Annotated in this window: 16 protein-coding genes; 8 read left to right on the top strand and 8 right to left on the bottom strand. The window is 69.4% G+C overall.

Going from position 1 to position 16,922, the window contains the following annotated elements; genetic code table 11:
- Position 1: 1 nt before the first annotated feature.
- The 5 genes from RIF65_RS06275 to sufB are packed head-to-tail and all read right to left on the bottom strand — an operon-like array spanning position 2 to position 4,055.
- Positions 2-331 carry a metal-sulfur cluster assembly factor gene (locus RIF65_RS06275; protein WP_309066457.1) on the bottom strand — a complete coding sequence of 110 codons (330 nt, stop codon included), beginning with the start codon at positions 329-331 and terminating at the stop codon, positions 2-4.
- Positions 332-340: 9 nt separating this feature from the next.
- Positions 341-1,111 (bottom strand): Fe-S cluster assembly ATPase SufC, encoded by a 771-nt coding sequence (gene sufC / locus RIF65_RS06270; RefSeq protein WP_309066456.1) that lies wholly within the window; start codon positions 1,109-1,111, stop codon positions 341-343.
- Complete coding sequence (locus RIF65_RS06265) at positions 1,112-1,438, bottom strand: non-heme iron oxygenase ferredoxin subunit (protein WP_309066455.1); 327 nt, start codon at positions 1,436-1,438, stop codon at positions 1,112-1,114.
- On the bottom strand, positions 1,435-2,637 hold the full coding sequence (gene sufD / locus RIF65_RS06260) for a Fe-S cluster assembly protein SufD (protein WP_309066454.1): 1,203 nt from the start codon (positions 2,635-2,637) through the stop codon (positions 1,435-1,437). The genes RIF65_RS06265 and sufD overlap by 4 nt, the downstream gene beginning before the upstream one ends.
- On the bottom strand, positions 2,637-4,055 hold the full coding sequence (gene sufB, locus RIF65_RS06255) for a Fe-S cluster assembly protein SufB (RefSeq protein WP_309066453.1): 1,419 nt from the start codon (positions 4,053-4,055) through the stop codon (positions 2,637-2,639). The genes sufD and sufB overlap by 1 nt, the downstream gene beginning before the upstream one ends.
- Before the next feature lie 238 nt (positions 4,056-4,293).
- Between sufB and RIF65_RS06250 the strand changes: the two genes are divergently transcribed.
- Positions 4,294-5,397 (top strand): COX15/CtaA family protein, encoded by a 1,104-nt coding sequence (locus RIF65_RS06250; protein ID WP_309066452.1) that lies wholly within the window; start codon positions 4,294-4,296, stop codon positions 5,395-5,397.
- A gap of 222 nt (positions 5,398-5,619) precedes the next feature.
- On the opposite strand, the gene RIF65_RS06245 is transcribed toward RIF65_RS06250, so the two are convergent.
- Complete coding sequence (locus RIF65_RS06245; RefSeq protein ID WP_375142134.1) at positions 5,620-6,534, bottom strand: heme o synthase; 915 nt, start codon at positions 6,532-6,534, stop codon at positions 5,620-5,622.
- A gap of 227 nt (positions 6,535-6,761) precedes the next feature.
- Here RIF65_RS06245 and tkt point away from each other — a divergent pair, with 227 nt between their 5' ends.
- From tkt to pgl, 6 genes are read left to right on the top strand one after another with little or no spacing between them, the layout of a single operon-like run.
- Positions 6,762-8,870 carry a transketolase gene (gene tkt, locus RIF65_RS06240; RefSeq protein ID WP_375142130.1) on the top strand — a complete coding sequence of 703 codons (2,109 nt, stop codon included), beginning with the start codon at positions 6,762-6,764 and terminating at the stop codon, positions 8,868-8,870.
- A gap of 21 nt (positions 8,871-8,891) precedes the next feature.
- Positions 8,892-10,004 (top strand): transaldolase, encoded by a 1,113-nt coding sequence (gene tal, locus RIF65_RS06235; RefSeq protein ID WP_309066450.1) that lies wholly within the window; start codon positions 8,892-8,894, stop codon positions 10,002-10,004.
- Entirely contained in the window at positions 10,001-11,605 is a 1,605-nt protein-coding gene (locus RIF65_RS06230; protein ID WP_309066449.1) for a glucose-6-phosphate isomerase, read from the top strand. The genes tal and RIF65_RS06230 overlap by 4 nt, the downstream gene beginning before the upstream one ends.
- Positions 11,606-11,635: 30 nt before the next feature.
- Positions 11,636-13,186, top strand: coding sequence for a glucose-6-phosphate dehydrogenase (gene zwf, locus RIF65_RS06225; RefSeq protein ID WP_309066448.1), 1,551 nt, complete (start codon positions 11,636-11,638; stop codon positions 13,184-13,186).
- On the top strand, positions 13,183-14,118 hold the full coding sequence (locus RIF65_RS06220) for a glucose-6-phosphate dehydrogenase assembly protein OpcA (RefSeq protein WP_309066447.1): 936 nt from the start codon (positions 13,183-13,185) through the stop codon (positions 14,116-14,118). Before zwf ends, RIF65_RS06220 begins: the two co-directional genes overlap by 4 nt.
- Positions 14,119-14,122: 4 nt before the next feature.
- Positions 14,123-14,902, top strand: a complete 780-nt coding sequence (gene pgl / locus RIF65_RS06215; protein WP_309066446.1) for a 6-phosphogluconolactonase — start codon at positions 14,123-14,125, stop codon at positions 14,900-14,902.
- Here pgl and RIF65_RS06210 read toward each other — a convergent pair.
- Positions 14,896-15,900 (bottom strand): DMT family transporter, encoded by a 1,005-nt coding sequence (locus tag RIF65_RS06210; protein WP_375142133.1) that lies wholly within the window; start codon positions 15,898-15,900, stop codon positions 14,896-14,898. The two genes, pgl and RIF65_RS06210, sit on opposite strands and share 7 nt — an antisense overlap.
- A 46-nt stretch (positions 15,901-15,946) precedes the next feature.
- On the opposite strand from RIF65_RS06210, the gene def reads away from it, so the two are divergent.
- Positions 15,947-16,513: a peptide deformylase gene (gene def / locus RIF65_RS06205; protein ID WP_309066444.1), complete on the top strand. Its 567-nt coding sequence runs from the start codon at positions 15,947-15,949 to the stop codon at positions 16,511-16,513.
- 51 nt (positions 16,514-16,564) lie between these two features.
- Here def and RIF65_RS15135 read toward each other — a convergent pair whose 3' ends face one another.
- Positions 16,565-16,798, bottom strand: a complete 234-nt coding sequence (locus tag RIF65_RS15135) for a M66 family metalloprotease (RefSeq protein ID WP_375142129.1) — start codon at positions 16,796-16,798, stop codon at positions 16,565-16,567.
- Positions 16,799-16,922: the final 124 nt, after the last annotated feature.

The raw sequence follows: 16,922 nt of genomic DNA, 5'->3' as shown, positions 1-16,922 counted from the left end.
CTCAGATGGCGAAGCCGAGGGCGCGCATCATGTCGCGCCCGTCGTCGGTGATCCGCTCCGGACCCCACGGCGGCATCCACACCCAGTTGATGCGGAACCGCTCCACCACGTTGTCCAGCGCCTGCGCGGTCTGCTCCTCGAGCACGTCGGTGAGCGGGCAACCGGCGCTGGTGAGCGTCATGTGGATCACCAGGGCGTCGTTCTCGTCGTCCCACGCGAGGTCGTAGATCAGTCCGAGGTCCACGACGTTGATCCCGAGCTCCGGGTCCATGACGTCCTTCAGAGCCTCGGTGACCTCTTCGTACTTCTCCTCGGTGAGCGTCGCCGTCATGCTTCCAGCCTACGCTTCGATCGGTGCGCTGGGGTCGAGGAAGCGGTCGTAGCCCTCGTCCTCGAGCCGGTCGGCGAGCTCGGGGCCGCCCTCTTCGACGATCTTCCCCGCGACGACGACGTGCACGTAGTCGGGGCGGATGTAGCGCAGGATGCGGGTGTAGTGCGTGATGAGCAGCACGCCGAGGTTGGTCTGCTCCTTGGCGCGGTTCACGCCCTCCGAGACGATCTTCAGCGCGTCGACGTCCAGACCCGAGTCGGTCTCGTCGAGCACGGCGAGCTTCGGCTTGAGCACCTCGAGCTGGAGGATCTCGTGACGCTTCTTCTCACCGCCGGAGAAGCCCTCGTTGACGTTGCGCTGCGCGAACTTGGGGTCCATGCGCAGGTTGGTCATGGCCTGCTTGACGTCCTTGGTCCAGGTGCGGATCGAGGGCGCCTCGCCGTCCAGCGCGGTCTTCGCGGTGCGCAGGAAGTTCGTCACGGTGACGCCGGGGATCTCCACCGGGTACTGCATGGCCAGGAACAGGCCGGCGCGAGCGCGCTCGTCCACGCTCATCTCCAGGACGTCCTCACCGTCGAAGGTGATGGAGCCCTGCGTGACCGTGTACTTCGGGTGCCCAGCGATGGTGTACGCCAGGGTGGACTTGCCGGAGCCGTTCGGGCCCATGATGGCGTGGGTCTCACCGGTGCGGATGGTGAGGTCGATGCCGTTGAGGATCGGGGTGGTTCCGGCATCCGTCTCGACCGTCACATGCAGGTCGCGGATCTCGAGAACAGACATTCAGACTTCCTTCGTCACAGTGGGGTCGATGAGCACGTCGTCGCCGTCGATCTGCACGACGTAGACGGGCACGGGCTCGTAAGCGGGGAGGTTCAGCGGCTTGCCGGTGCAGAGCGAGAAGGCCGAGCCGTGCGCCCAGCACTCCAGGGTCTGGCCTTCGACGAAGCCTTCGGAGAGCGAGATGTCGCCGTGGGTGCAGGTGTCGCCGATGGCGTGCACCTCACCCTCGGAGTCGAGCACGATCGCGATCGGGACGCCGTCGAGTTCGACGCGCAGCGGGGTGTCCTGCTCCAGGTCGCTCAACGCGCAGGCGCGCTGCGCGCTCACGCGTTCACCTCGGCGAGCTCCGCCTCGATCGCGACGAGAAGCTCGTCCTGCAGCGACGGGATGCCGATGCGCTGCACGATGTCGGTGAGGAAGCCGAGCACGACGAGACGGCGCGCCTCGTCCTCGGGGATGCCGCGAGCCTGCAGGTAGAACAGCTGCTCGTCGTCGAAACGACCGGTGGCGCTGGCGTGGCCGGCACCCAGGATGTCGCCGGTCTCGATCTCGAGGTTCGGGATCGAGTCGGCGCGCGCGCCCTCGGTGAGCACCAGGTTGCGGTTGGCCTCGTAGGAGTCGGTGCCGACGGCATCCGCTCCGATCAGCACGTCGCCGATCCACACGCTGTGGGCGCTCTCGCCCTGCAGCGCGCCCTTGTAGAGCACGTCGCCGACGGTGTGCGGGCCCTTGTGGTGCAGGTACACCTGGCTCTCCAGGTGCTGCCCCGCGTCGGCGTACGAGAGCCCATACAGGCGCCCCTCGGAGCCGGCGCCGGCGAGCTCGACGTTCGGGTTGACGCGCACGAGTGCGCCGCCGAAGCTCACCACGATGTGGGTCAGCTGGGCGTCGCGGTCGACGCGCGCCTGGTGGGCGGAGGCGTGGACCGCGTCATCCTCCCACTGCTGCACGGACACGACGGTGAGCTTGGCACCGTCGCGGACGAGGATCTCCACGTTCTGGGCGTACTGGGCCGCGCCGTCGTGGCGCAGCAGCACCGTCGCGCGGCTGTTGGCGCCCGCCTCGATGACGAGGTGGCCGTCGGCGCGCTGCTCGGCGCCCTGCCCGACGATGTGGACGACGATCGGCTCGTCGATCTCCTCGTCCCGCGGGATGCCGATGTGCAGCGCCTCCGAGGAGCCCTGCCAGGCGACCGCCGACGCGACGTCCTCCGGGCGGAAGAACTCGCCGCGGGGCGTGTCGCCGAAGCCGAGCCCGGGGCGGACGAACCGCTCGGGCGTGACCGCATAGGTGACACCGCCGGTGTCGCCGGCCGGCTGGAACAGCGGCTTCAGCTGCGCGACCGGCGTGTGCTTCCAGTTGACCTCGCGGCCCGTGGGGGCACCGAAGTCCGCCGGGTCGAAGGAGTGCGGCCGCTCGGAGCGGGTCTGCACCGGCACGAAGGCGGCGTTGGCCACCTGCGAAGCCGGGTCGATGTGCGCGTTCGTGTCCTGCGCCTGCTCAGGCGCTGTCGTAGAGGCCGCCACTAGCCGACCGATCCTTCCATGCCCATCTCGATGAGCTTGTTCAGTTCCATCGCGTACTCCATCGGCAGTTCCCGTGCGATCGGCTCGATGAAGCCGCGCACGATCATCGCCATGGCCTCGTCCTCGGGCATGCCGCGCGACTGCAGGTAGAAGAGCTGCTCCTCGCTGACCTTCGACACCGTCGCCTCGTGGCCGAGCTGCACGTCGTCGACGCGGATGTCGATGGCCGGGTACGTGTCGGAGCGGGACTTGGTGTCCACGAGCAGGGCGTCGCAGCGCACCGTGTTGGCGGAGTGGTGCGCGTTCGCGTCCACCCGCACCTCGCCGCGGTATCCGGCACGTCCGCCGCCACGGGCGATCGACTTCGAGACGATCGACGACTGCGTGTACGGCGCCATGTGGATCATCTTCGCGCCGGCGTCCTGGTGCTGGCCGGGGCCGGCGAACGCGACGGACAGGGTCTCGCCCTTGGCGTGCTCACCCATCAGGTAGATGGACGGGTACTTCATCGTCACCTTGGAACCGATGTTGCCGTCGACCCACTCCATGGTGGCGCCCTCGTGCGCGACGGCACGCTTGGTGACCAGGTTGTAGACGTTGTTCGACCAGTTCTGAATCGTCGTGTAGCGCACGCGGGCGTTCTTCTTCACGATGATCTCGACGACCGCGGAGTGCAGCGAGTCCGACTTGTAGATCGGCGCGGTGCAGCCCTCGATGTAGTGGACGTAGCTGCCTTCGTCGGCGATGATCAGGGTCCGCTCGAACTGGCCCATGTTCTCGGTGTTGATCCGGAAGTAGGCCTGCAGCGGGATCTCGACGTGCACGCCCTTCGGCACGTACACGAACGAGCCGCCCGACCACACGGCGGTGTTCAGCGCGGCGAACTTGTTGTCACCGGCGGGGATGACGGTGCCGAAGTACTCCTCGAAGAACTCCGGGTGCTCGCGCAGCGCGGTGTCGGTGTCCATGAAGATGACGCCCTGCGCCTCCAGGTCCTCGCGGATCTGGTGGTAGACGACCTCGGATTCGTACTGGGCCGCCACACCGGCGACGAGGCGCTGACGCTCGGCCTCGGGGATGCCGAGACGCTCATACGTCTCGCGGATCTCCTCGGGGAGGTCCTCCCACGACTGCGCCTGCTTCTCCGTGGAGCGGACGAAGTACTTGATGTTGTCGAAGTCGATCTCGCTGAGGTCGGCACCCCAGGTCGGCATCGGTTTGCGCTCGAAGAGGGACAGACCCTTCAGACGGGTCTTCAGCATCCACTCCGGCTCGTTCTTCAGCGCGGAGATGCCGCGCACCACGTCCTCGGAGAGTCCGCGTTTCGCGATCGCGCCGGCGGCATCCGTATCGTGCCAGCCGAACTCGTACACCCCCAGCCCTTCGAGCTCCGGGCGGTCGATCAGCACATCCGACATCACACACTCTCCTCACGGGGCCTCAACGGTGTCATCCGCCCCGGCACGCCTGACCTCCGTCGAGTCTGCGGGGATCGGATGCCGCTGGTGGGCCCACATCTTCGGCGCGGTCGTCGCGCCTAAACTGTTGGTGAGGGACGTCACGCTCTGCGCGCCCTTCACAACAATCCGATTCTACAGGTTCCGCCTGAGTGCCGGGCCGGACATGACGGGCACGGCGACGCGGACCGGAGGTCCCATGACTGACACCGTCGCGCCCGCACCCGTCGCCAAGGGGCACGGCGGCGCCGCGCCCGGAACGCGGATCGGGAGCGTCCTGCGCGTCCTGGCGTGGTTGTCGTTCCTCACCGAGGTGATCATCATCGGCACCGGCGGCGCGGTCCGGCTGACCGGGTCGGGGCTGGGCTGCTCGGAGTGGCCGCTGTGCACGCCGGAGTCGCTCGTGCCCACGCCCGAGCAGGGCATCCACGGGGTGATCGAGTTCGGCAACCGCACGATGACCGGCGTGGTGGGGCTGCTGGCGATCGCCGTGCTGCTGCTCACGCTGCGGGTGGTGAGCGGGAGCCGCGGCGTCACCGCGGCGCTGTGGTTCGCGGCGGGCGGAATCGCCGCCGCCGGCGTCGCGTACGGGATCGGCGCGGCGCTGCACTGGGCGGCCTTCCCGCTGGCATCCGCGGTGCTGCTGGCGGTCACGATCGCCGCGGCGATCCACTCGATCCGCACGGTGGCGCACCGGCGCGACCTCGCGGTGCTCGCCTGGATCACCCTGATCGGCGTCGTGTCGCAGGCGTTCGTCGGCGGCATCACCGTGCTCACCGGACTGAACCCGTTCATCGTCGGGTTCCACTACGTCGCCTCGCTGCTGCTGGTGTGCGTCACCGCCGCGTACCTGGTGCGGATGCGCGACGGCGGGGCGCTGTCGGAGCGCGCCGTGCCGTCGTGGTTCGCCGCGCTGTCGCACGTCACCGGGCTGGCGCTGGCGGCGACGATCTTCTTCGGCGTGCTCACCACCGGCAACGGGCCGCACTCCGGCGACGCCGAGGTGATCCGCAAGGGCTTCGACGCGACGTTCCTCGCGCACGTGCACTCCTGGCCCGGCTACGTCCTCGCCGGGCTCGTCGTTGCTCTGACGGTTATCGCCTGGGCCCGGAGGCTTCGGCCGCGCGTCTGGCTCACGGTCCTGCTGGCGGCCATCGTCGTGCAGGTCGGCGTGGGCGTGTGGCAGGCCCGCGAGGGGCTCCCGCCGCTGCTGGTCGGCATCCACATGGTCCTCGCCGCGCTCAGCGCCGCCGCGTACACGGTGGTCGTCCTCCGGCTGAAGCGCTCGGTGTCCGCCGGCTGACACGCCGGCCGCCTGCCGCCCGGGCACCGGGAGCTCCCGGCCGCCACGCCCGGCCGTTGCCAGGCCCGGCACGCGTCACTCGGGTCGCGGAGAACGCCGCTTTCCCGCGAGCGAAGCGGCATTCATCGCGACCTGAGCGTCTCACCCCGCGCCGAACCGACTGATTCTGCGACGCGAGTGAGTCGACGCCGGCCGCGGATGCCGTCGAGCGGCCCGCCCGGGTCAGAACGGCAGAAGCGGGTCGACCGCGACGGCGAGGAAGATGAGGGTCAGGTACGTGATCGAGGCGTGGAACACGCGCATCGGGCGCGGCTCGGTGCCGTGCACGGCCCGGTTGTAGAGCCGGTGCGACTCGTAGATGAACCATCCGCCGAACACCAGCGCGGAGACCGTGTAGACCAGGCCCATGCCGGCCACGGGCACGAGCAGCAGCGAGCAGGCGACAGTGGCCCACGCGTACAGGATGACCTGCAGGCCGACCTGCGACGCGGACCGCGTGACGCCGAGCATCGGCACGTCGACGTCGTCGTAGTCGTCCTTGTACTTCATAGACAGCGGCCAGTAGTGCGGCGGGGTCCACAGGAAGACCAGGGTGAACAGCACGAACGGCGGCCAGTCCAGCGACCCGGTGACCGCGGTCCAGCCGATCAGCACGGGGAAGCAGCCAGCGATCCCGCCCCAGATGATGTTCTGCTCGGTGCGGCGCTTGAGGATCATCGTGTAGATCACGACGTAGAAGAAGATCGCCCCCGCCGACAGGGTCGCGGCGAGCCAGTTGGTGGTGAACCACAGCCACACCGTCGAGACGATGGCGAGCACCCACGAGAACACCAGCGCACCCCGCGGCGACACCTCCCCGGTGACCAGGGGACGATTCTCGGTGCGCTTCATGTGCACGTCGATGTCGCGGTCGAGGTACATGTTGAACGACGCCGCCGACGCGGCGCTCATCGCCCCGCCGATCACGGTCGCCAACACCAGCCACAGATCGGGCATCCCGCCTTCGGCGAGGAACATGACGGGTACCGTGGAGACGAGCAGCAGCTCCAGCACTCGCGGCTTGGTGAGCGCGACATACCCGCGGATCTTCTGACCGACCGGGTGCTTCACCTCGATGGTCTGCGACGTCGTCGAGATCGCGATCGCCTCCTCCTGCGCACGTGTGGACACTCGCTCCAGTCTAGGCCACCGGGCGTGTCGGACGACGGCGCCGCACGTGCCCGGAACGTTCGCAATCTGCGTCCGCAGCGCGATCCCGCACCGCTATGCTGAAACGACTCGCGCGCCTGGCGCTGTGCACCCCCTTCCGTGACGACGCGGAGCCGCGCAGGAATACGGGCGCCATCGCAACTGTCAGAAGGAGCATGGCCGTGACGGAACTTCAGTGGAACGAGATCGACCGGCGCGCGGTGGACACCGCGCGGGTCCTCGCGGCGGACGCCGTCGAGAAGGTCGGGAACGGCCACCCCGGAACCGCGATGAGTCTGGCGCCCGTCGCGTACCTGCTCTACCAGCGGGTGCTGCGCCATGACCCGGCCGACACCGACTGGCTCGGCCGAGACCGCTTCATTCTCTCCGCCGGCCACTCCTCGCTCACGCAGTACGTGCAGCTCTACCTGGGCGGTTTCGGCCTCGAGCTCGACGACCTGAAGTCGCTGCGCACCTGGGGTTCGAAGACCCCCGGCCACCCTGAGTACGGCCACACCAAGGGTGTGGAGATCACCACCGGCCCGCTCGGCCAGGGTCTCGCCTCCGCCGTCGGGTTCGCGTACGCCGCCCGCTACGAGCGCGGCCTGTTCGACCCGGATGCCGCGGAGGGCACCAGCCCGTTCGACCACTTCGTCTACGTGATCGCAGGCGACGGCGACCTGCAGGAAGGCGTCACCAGCGAGGCCGGCTCCCTGGCCGGTCACCAGCAGCTGGGCAACCTGATCGCGATCTACGACTCCAACCAGATCTCCATCGAGGACGACACCAACGTCGCATTCACCGAGGACGTCGCCGCCCGCTACGAGGCGTACGGCTGGCAGGTGCAGACCGTCGACTGGAAGAAGACGGGCGAGTACGTCGAGGACATCCAGGCCCTGCACGACGCCATCGAGGCGGCGAAGGCCGAGACCTCGAAGCCGTCGCTGATCATCCTGAAGACCATCATCGGCTGGCCGTCTCCCGGCAAGCAGAACACCGGCAAGATCCACGGTTCGGCGCTGGGCGCCGACGAGCTCGCCGCGACGAAGAAGGTGCTCGGCTTCGACCCGGAGCAGACCTTCGTGGTGGCCGACGACATCCTCGCGCACACCCGCTCGCTCGCCGAGCGTGCCGCGGCGCAGCGAGCCGAGTGGCAGAAGTCGTTCGACGCGTGGGCGGAGGCGAACCCCGAGCGCAAGGCGCTGCTGGACCGTCTCGAGGCCCAGGAGCTGCCCGACGGGATCGAGGACGCGCTGCCGGTGTTCGAGGCCGGCAAGGAGGTCTCGACCCGCGCCGCGTCCGGCCAGGTCATCAACGCCCTCGCCGCCGACCTGCCAGAGCTGTGGGGCGGCTCCGCCGACCTGGCGGAGTCGAACCTGACGACCATCAAGGACGCCCCGTCCTTCATCCCCTCGGAGTGGTCCACGCACGAGTGGTCCGGCAACCCGTACGGACGGGTGCTGCACTTCGGCATCCGCGAGCACGCCATGGCCGCCATCGTGAACGGCATCGTGCTGCACGGACCGACGCGCGCGTTCGGCGGCACGTTCCTCATCTTCAGCGACTACATGCGCCCTGCCGTGCGCCTGGCCGCGCTGATGAACGTGCCGAGCATCTTCGTGTGGACACACGACTCGGTCGCGCTCGGCGAGGACGGCCCCACCCACCAGCCGATCGAGCAGCTGGCGACGCTGCGTGCGATCCCGAACTTCACCGTCGTCCGCCCCGCGGACGCCAACGAGACCTCCGCGGCCTGGCTGGAGCTGCTGCGCCGCCACGAGGGTCCGGCCGGCATCGCCCTGACCCGTCAGAACATCCCGGTGTTCGAGCGCGGCGACGGCGACGCGTCCGGTGACACCTTCGCCTCCGCCGCCAACGTCTCCAAGGGTGCATACGTGCTCGCCGAGGCGCCCAACGGCACTCCCGACGTCATCCTGATCGCGACCGGCTCCGAGGTGCAACTGGCCGTCGCCGCTCGCGAGACGCTGGCAGCCGAGGGCGTCAACGCCCGAGTCGTGTCGGCGCCGTCTCTGGAATGGTTCGCCGAGCAGGACGAGGCCTACCGCGAGTCGGTGCTGCCGGCATCCGTCACCGCACGCGTGTCCGTCGAGGCGGGCTCGCCGCTCACCTGGCGCGGCATCGTCGGCGACCGCGGCCGCTCGGTCGCGATCGACCACTTCGGCGCGTCCGCCGACTACAAGACGCTGTTCGAGAAGTTCGGCATCACCGCGGAGGCCGTCGTGCAGGCGGCCCGCGAGACCATCGCCGCCAACGCGGCCAACTGAGCACGGCAGAAGGAGTAACGCATGAGCACCCCCACCGAGCAGCTCGCCGCGGCGGGCGTCAGCATCTGGCTCGACGACCTGTCCCGCACGCGGATCAACACCGGCAACCTGCAGCAGCTGATCGAGACGCGCAACGTCACCGGTGTCACCACGAACCCGACGATCTTCGCGAACGCGATCACCAACCCCGACGACACCTCGTACGACGCCCAGGTGCACGAGCTGGCCGTGTCCGGAGCGTCCGCGGAGGAGGCCGTGTTCGCCGCCACCACCCAGGACGTCACCGCCGCGCTGGACGTGTTCCGTCCGGTGTGGGAGGCCACCGATCACGTCGACGGCCGCGTCTCGATCGAGGTCTCCCCCGACCTCGCGCACGACACCGCGGGCACGGTCGCGCAGGCCAAGCACCTGTGGGCGGAGATCGACCGGCCGAACCTGCTGGTGAAGATCCCCGCCACGAAGGCGGGGCTCCCCGCCATCGCCGAGGCGATCGGCGCCGGTGTGAGCGTCAACGTGACACTGATCTTCAGCCTGCAGCGCTACGCCGACGTCATCGACGCGTACCTGACCGGTCTGGAGACGGCCAAGGCCGCCGGCATCGATCTGTCCACGATCCACTCCGTGGCTTCGTTCTTCGTGTCCCGCGTCGACACCGAGACCGACAAGCGTCTCGACGCCATCGGCAGCGAGCAGGCGGCGGCGCTGCGCGGCAAGGCGGGTCTTGCCAACGCGCGCCTCGCCTACGAACTGTTCGAGAAGACGTTCGCCACCGAGCGGGCGCAGACGCTCATTCAGGCCGGCGCGAACCTGCAGCGTCCGCTGTGGGCATCGACCGGTGTGAAGGACCCGAACCTGCCCGACACCCTGTACGTGACCGAGCTGGTCGCCCCCGGTGTGGTGAACACCATGCCCGAGAAGACCCTCGAGGCCACCTTCGACCACGGCGTGATCACCGGCGACACCGTCACCGGCGGCTACGACGAGGCCCGCGAGGTGTTCGCGGGGCTCGCCGAGGTGGGCATCGACTTCGACGATGTGACAGAGGTGCTCGAGGAGGAGGGTGTGTCCAAGTTCATCGACTCCTGGCACGGTCTGCTCACCCAGGTCACCGAGGGCCTGGAAGCAGCGCGATGACCGTCTCGGTGCACGTGTCCGGCGCGGCGAAGGCCGCCGTCGACGAGTTGGTCCCCGCTCTCGTCGCAGGCCTCGTCGCCTCACGTGTCACCGCCGGCGACCCGAGCCTGTGGGGTCCGGATGCCGAGGAGGAGGCGTCCGTACGACTCGGCTGGGTGGAAGCCGTCTCCGTGTCCCGTCCGCTCGTCGCGGAGGTCGCCGCTCTGCGGTCCGACCTCCGCGCGCGCGGCGTGGACCGGATCGTTCTGGCGGGGATGGGCGGATCCTCGCTCGCTCCCGAGGTCATCGCGCGCACGTCGGGGGCTCCCCTGACCGTTCTCGACTCGACGGCTCCGGCACAGGTGCTCGCGGCGATCGACGACGGCCTGCAGCGCACCGCGCTGGTGGTATCGTCCAAGTCCGGTTCGACCGTCGAGACCGATTCGCAGCGGCGCGCGTTCGAGGCGGCCTTCCGCGACATCGGCATCGACCCCGCCGAGCGCATCGTCGTCGTCACCGACCCCGGCTCTCCGCTCGATTCCGCGGCGAGGGATGCCGGATATCGCGTCTTCAACGCCGACCCGAACGTCGGCGGCCGGTACTCCGCGCTGACCGCATTCGGGCTCGTCCCCGCCGGCCTCGCCGGCATCGACATCGATGAGCTGCTGGACGAGGCCGAGGCGTCGTCCCTGCAGCTCGCGGTCGATTCGGCCGAGAATCCTGCGCTACGCCTCGCCGCCGCGATCGCGGGCGTGCCGCCGCGGCGCGACAAGCTCGGCCTCGTCAGCGACGGAACCCACATCGAGGGTCTGCCGGACTGGATCGAGCAGCTGATCGCCGAATCCACCGGCAAGGCCGGCACCGGCATCCTGCCCGTCCCGCTTCTGCCCGTCTCCCCCGAGCTGGAGAGCCGCCCCGCCGACCTGCAGATCGTGCGCCTCGTCGACGATGCGGACGAGTTCCACCTGCGCGAGCGGCACCCGGGCGAGATCCTCGTCAGCGGCACCCTCGGGGCGCAGTTCCTGCTGTGGGAGTACGCCACCGCGATCGCGGGCCACCTGCTCGGGATCAACCCGTTCGACCAGCCCGACGTCGAGGCGGCGAAGTCCGCCGCTCGCGGACTGCTTGAGCAGCGCCCGCAGCCCGTCCCGGCGGTCTTCACGCAGGACGGCATCGAGGTACGCGTGTCCGAGCCGGCGCTGGCCGCGTCGGGAACGCTCGCCGGCGTACTCGACGAGCTGTGGTCCCGTCTCGGCGACGACGGCTACGTCGCGATCCACGCCTACGTGAACCGGCTGGACATGCCGCAGCTCGCCGGCCTGCGCGAGATGGTGGCCGCCGACTCGGGGCGCCCGACCACGTTCGGCTGGGGGCCGCGCTTCCTGCACTCCACCGGCCAGTACCACAAGGGCGGTCCCGCGCAGGGAGTCTTCCTGCAGATCCTCGAGCGCACCGAGGTCGACCTCGAGATCCCCGGGCGTCCCTTCACCTTCGGCCAGCTCATCGAGGCGCAGGCCGCCGGTGACGCCGCCGTGCTCGCCGGCCTCGGCCGCCCCGTGGTCACCCTGACGATCACGGATGCCGCCGACGATGTCCTCTCGCTCTTCGAAGCGGCCCAGTAACCTGTCCGACCCTGGAGATATCCCCCACCGATGACTGCTCCCATCTCACGCGGACACAACCCGCTCCGCGATCCCGACGACCGTCGGCTGAACCGGATCGCGGGGCCGAGCGCCCTGGTGATCTTCGGTGTCACCGGCGACCTGTCGCGTAAGAAGCTCATGCCCGCCGTCTACGACCTGGCCAACCGCGGTCTGCTGCCCCCCGGGTTCGCCCTGGTGGGCTTCGCCCGCCGCGACTGGGAGGACCAGGACTTCGCGCAGGTCGTGTACGAGGCGGTCAAGCAGCACGCCCGCACCGAGTTCCGTGAGGAGACCTGGAAGCAGCTGTTGCAGGGCATCCGGTTCGTGCAGGGCACGTTCGACGATCCCGCGTCGTTCCGCCGGCTGCGCGAGACCGTCGAGCACCTCGACGTGGAGCGCGGCACGATGGGCAACCACGCCTACTACCTGTCGATCCCGCCGAAGGACTTCCCGCTCGTCGCCAAGCAGCTCAGGGATTCGGGGCTGGTCGGCGAAGACACCATCGACGACATGCACTGGCGGCGCGTCGTGATCGAGAAGCCGTTCGGGCACGACCTGGAGTCGGCGCGCGCGCTCAACCAGGCGCTCGAGGTGGCGTTCCCCGCCGACTCGATCTTCCGCATCGACCACTACCTCGGCAAGGAGACGGTGCAGAACATCCTGGCGCTGCGCTTCGCCAACGAGCTGTACGAGCCGCTGTGGAACCGCAACTACGTCGACCACGTGCAGATCACCATGGCCGAGGACATCGGCGTGGGCGGTCGTGCCGGGTACTACGACGGCATCGGGGCGGCGCGCGACGTCATCCAGAACCACCTGCTGCAGCTGCTGGCGCTCACCGCGATGGAGGAGCCGATCAGCATGTCGGCCGAGCACCTGCGCGCGGAGAAGGAGAAGGTGCTGGAGGCGGTGCGCCTGCCGGACGACCTCTCCCTCGCCACCGCCCGCGGCCAGTACGCCGGCGGCTGGCAGGGCGGTGAGAAGGTCAACGGCTTCCTCGAAGAGGAGGGCATGGACCCGCAGTCCGCCACGGAGACGTACGCGGCGGTGAAGCTCGAGATCGACACGCGCCGCTGGGCCGGCGTGCCGTTCTACCTGCGCACCGGCAAGCGCCTGGGCCGCCGCGTGACCGAGATCGCGGTCGTCTTCAAGTGTGCCCCAGAGCACCTGTTCGGTCGCGCGCAGACGTCCGAGCTCGGGCAGAACGCGCTGGTCATCCGCGTGCAGCCCGACGAGGGCGTCACGATCCGCTTCGGCTCGAAGGTCCCGGGCAGCGGGGCGAATGTCCGCGACGTGACGATGGACTTCGGCTACGGCCACGCGTTCACCGAGGCCAGCCCGGAGGCGTACGAGCGCCTCATCCTCGACGTCCTGCTCGGCGACCCGCCGTTGTTCCCGCGCCACGAGGAGGTCGAGTTGTCCTGGAAGATCCTCGACCCGGTCGAGGAGTACTGGGCGAGCCTGCACGGCCCGCTCGAGCAGTACGCTCCCGGTTCCTGGGGCCCGGCCTCCGCCGACGCCCTCCTTGCCCGCGACGGACGAGTCTGGAGACGCCCGTGATCATCGACCTTCCCGACACCACGGTCAGTCAGGTCGCCAAGCAGCTCGTGAAGGTGCGCGAGGAGGGCGGCGCCGTCGCCCTCGGACGCGTGCTCACGCTGATCATCGCCGCGCGCAACGGCGTCGCCGAGCCCGCCATCGACGCGGCGAACGACGCCTCCCGCGAGCACCCGATGCGGGTCATCGTGCTCACCACCGGAGAGGGCGAGGCGCACCTCGACGCGCAGATCCGCGTCGGCGGCGACGCCGGCGCCAGTGAGGTCGTCGTGCTGCGCGCGTACGGCGCTGCGGCGAGCAACGCCGAGAGCCTGGTCACCGGCCTGCTGCTGCCCGACGCGCCCGTGGTCGCCTGGTGGCCCGACATGGCACCGACGGATGCCGCGGCATCGCCGCTGGGTCGCATCGCGCAGCGCCGCATCACCGACGCCGCCACCTCCCCCGACGTGCGCGACCGCCTGGCCCTGCTCGGGCGCACGCACGCGCCGGGCGACACCGACCTCGCGTGGACGCGCCTGACGCACTGGCGGGAGCAGCTCGCGGCCGTGCTCGACCAGCCGCCGTACGAGCCGGTGACATCGGTCGAGGTGCGCGGCGCGGCCGCGTCGCCGTCGACCGCGCTGCTCGCCGCCTGGCTGCAGATGGCTCTCGACGTGCCCGTCACCTGGTCGTACGAGGACCCGGCGCATTGGCAGGAGGGCATCAAGTCGGTGCGGCTCACCCGCGCGAGCGGCGACATCCTGCTCGAGCGTCCCGCGCCGGGCGTGGCCGTGCTCACGCAACCGGGGCAGCCCGACCACGAGCTGCACCTGCCGCGGCGGACGCTGCGGGAGTGCCTGGCCGAGGAGCTCCGTCGCCTGGACGCGGATGTGCTGTATGGTCGCGTCATCACCGAAGGCTGGGAACGTCTGGGGCCGCCGGAAAAGGGAGCTTGATCGCATGAAGGTCCAGGGGTCGACGAAGACCGTGGTCGTGGAGCCGACGCCGGAAGCGCTGGCGGCACGCGTGGGCGATAGGTTCCTGTCGCGCCTGCGCGCCCGCACGCGCAACGGCCGCATCGCGCATGTCTGCCTGACGGGCGGGTCCATGGGCGGGGCGGTGCTGGCGGCCGCGGCCGAGCACCCCCGGGCCGGTGAGATCGACTGGTCTCTCGTGCACTTCTGGTGGGGCGACGAGCGCTTCGTCGAACTGGACGACCCCGACCGAAACTCGCGGCTGTCACGGCAGGCGCTGCTGGACCGCATCGACGTGCCGGCCGAGAACATCCACGAGGTGGCCGCACCGTCCGACGGCGTCACCCTCGACGAGGCCGCCGAGCGCTACGCCGCCGAGCTGGCGCGGTTCGGCAAGGGCGACGAGCCGTGGCCGTCGTTCGCGGTCTGCTTTCTCGGCGTCGGGCCCGACGGGCACATCGCCTCGCTCTTCCCCGACCGTCCCGAGGTGACGGTGACGGATGCCGCGGTGCTGCCCGTCCGCAACTCCCCCAAGCCCCCGCCCGAGCGCGTCACCCTCACCCGGCCGGTCCTGAACGCGTCGAAGCGGGTGTGGCTGGTGCTCACGGGAGCCGACAAGGCGTCGGCCCTCGGCCTGGCGCTGGCCGGAGCGAGCTACGCCAGCGTGCCCGCCGCCGGAGCGAAGGGGCGGCGGCGCACGGTGTTCTTCGTGGACGAGGCTGCGGCGTCCGAGGTCTCGCCGGATCTGATCGACCGCGACTACTGACCGGGCGCGGCCCCTGAGTCTGTCGAAGGGCCGTCGCTGCCCCGTTTGAATCCCAGCTCCTGACTCTCACTGAGGATCTGCGGGTGGAACTTGGCGAGGCTGATCACGCCCCACACCGCCATGGCCCCGGCGACGACGAACAGCACCACGACCCACAGCGGCGCCGCGGCCGCCTCGCCCAGCACCAAGGCGCCGATGAGCACCGCGACTATCGGGTCGATGACAGTGAGGCCAGCGATGGCCAGGTCCGGCGGGCCCGAGCTGTACGCGGTCTGCACGAAGTAGGCGCCTGCCGCCGCGGCCGCGATCAGTGCGATGACGCACACGAGGGTGAGCCAGTCGAACTGGCCGTCCTGGATGCGCTTGATGGCCGCCTTGGCGAGGGTCGCGACGAATCCGTACAGGATGCCGGCGGCCGTGACGTAGAACAGCGCGCGCATCCGTCGCCGCAGCAGCAGCCAGCACGCGCCGAGCACGATGATCACCACCAGCAGCACCGTGAGGATCACGAAGAGGTCGATATCGTCGATGGGACGCTCCGTCGCGTACAGGGCCGCGAGGAAGACGAACAGGAAGATGCCGCCGATGCAGAATCCGATCGCGACGAGCGACTGTCGGGTCGGCGCATGCCCCGAGATACGGGCGTTCAGCAGGGTGGTGACGACCAGCGCCACGGCACCCAACGGCTGCACCACGATGAGCGGCGCGATGGCCAAGGCGCTGAGCTGGCAGATGATCGCGAAGGCGAGCATGAGCGTGCCGACGATCCAAGACGGCCGGCGGAGCAGCCCCTTCAGCTGAGCCCCGCTCAGCCCGGTCGTGCCCTCGGAACCGGTGAGCTGCTCGACCTTCTCCACCCCGCGGTGCTGATACTGGGCGCCGAGCGACATGAAGCCCGCTCCCGCGAGTGCCAGCGGGATGCCGAGGAGCAGTGCCGGGTTCTGGAAGACTCCGACCAGTTGCTCATTGACGTCTGTCACCAGGCCGGCCGCGTGAATCACAGTACGACCCTACCGCCGGTGGCGCGCCGAGTAGGGTTGTGGCGTGGCTGTTCTTCCGATTCGCATCATGGGCGATCCCGTGCTGCACTCCCCCGCGAACGAGGTCGGCGAGGTGACCGACGAGATCAGAACCCTCGTCGCCGACATGTTCGAGACTATGGACAAGGCACCTGGAGTGGGACTCGCCGCTCCGCAGGTCGGCGCCCCGCTGCGGATCTACGTGTACTCGTACGTCGACGACGACGAGCGCCCCTGGCGAGGCGAGATCCTCAACCCGGTCCTCTGGATGACCCCGCTTGAACCCGGCTCGCCGGATCCCGATCTCGAGTCGGAAGGCTGCTTGTCGTTCCCCGGCGAGCGGTTCCCGCTGCGACGCGCCGAGCGCGTGATGGTGACCGGCAGCGACCTCGACGGCAACCCGGTGCGCATCGAGGTCGACGGATGGCGGGCGCGGATCATGCAGCACGAGTTCGACCACCTCGACGGCATCCTCTACGTCGACCGGCTCTCCGACAGCGACTGGAAGACGGCGCAGAAGATCGCCCGCAAGCGCGGCTGGGGCAAGCCCGGCGCGAGCTGGATGCCGGGAGTCGACGAGCTCGAGGGGTGATTTAAAAGCCTCTGCGGGTCTGGTTCCTCCGGCGGCGAAATATGCCGCCACTCACATGAGGGGATACACAGCAGAACGCTGGAGCAAGGTTGCCAACCGCATGGCGTTTGTCGACGCTGCCGCGCCATGCCCCGTAGAGTGCGTCTGGCGCGAGTGTGCCAAACCCACCGCGTGCCCCCGTTCGTGAACCATGGTTGATGCCACGTCATACTTCTTGGTGCACGTGCAACTGCCCGAGTAGGTGCTACCCGGGCAGTTCTCCCAAATATGCGCGGCGCGTGTCATCCTGCGAGAACCAATCCGAACGCACATCGATGTAGACGTCCACAGTGGTAGGCATGGCCACCTTTGCACCGTGGACTACGGTGCACGAACCTGGCACGTCGACTTCTCTGAAGACACCCGTCGG

It is taken from the genome of Microbacterium sp., from assembly GCF_031180975.1.
In the GTDB taxonomy this organism is placed as follows: domain Bacteria; phylum Actinomycetota; class Actinomycetes; order Actinomycetales; family Microbacteriaceae; genus Microbacterium.
The sequence above is the reverse complement of the archived record's forward strand: the minus strand, read 5'-3'. Positions and strand labels throughout refer to the sequence as shown.

What these genes read in the sequence shown, in the direction of transcription:
- RIF65_RS06275 (WP_309066457.1), bottom strand. Translation starts at nt 331, where the DNA reads ATGACGGCGACGCTCACCGAGGAGAAGTACGAAGAGGTCACCGAGGCT.
- sufC (WP_309066456.1), bottom strand. Translation starts at nt 1,111, where the DNA reads ATGTCTGTTCTCGAGATCCGCGACCTGCATGTGACGGTCGAGACGGAT.
- sufB (WP_309066453.1), bottom strand. Translation starts at nt 4,055, where the DNA reads ATGTCGGATGTGCTGATCGACCGCCCGGAGCTCGAAGGGCTGGGGGTG.
- RIF65_RS06250 (WP_309066452.1), top strand. Translation starts at nt 4,294, where the DNA reads ATGACTGACACCGTCGCGCCCGCACCCGTCGCCAAGGGGCACGGCGGC.
- tkt (WP_375142130.1), top strand. Translation starts at nt 6,762, where the DNA reads ATGGCCGTGACGGAACTTCAGTGGAACGAGATCGACCGGCGCGCGGTG.
- tal (WP_309066450.1), top strand. Translation starts at nt 8,892, where the DNA reads ATGAGCACCCCCACCGAGCAGCTCGCCGCGGCGGGCGTCAGCATCTGG.
- RIF65_RS06230 (WP_309066449.1), top strand. Translation starts at nt 10,001, where the DNA reads ATGACCGTCTCGGTGCACGTGTCCGGCGCGGCGAAGGCCGCCGTCGAC.
- zwf (WP_309066448.1), top strand. Translation starts at nt 11,636, where the DNA reads ATGACTGCTCCCATCTCACGCGGACACAACCCGCTCCGCGATCCCGAC.
- pgl (WP_309066446.1), top strand. Translation starts at nt 14,123, where the DNA reads ATGAAGGTCCAGGGGTCGACGAAGACCGTGGTCGTGGAGCCGACGCCG.
- RIF65_RS15135 (WP_375142129.1), bottom strand. Translation starts at nt 16,798, where the DNA reads ATGACACGCGCCGCGCATATTTGGGAGAACTGCCCGGGTAGCACCTAC.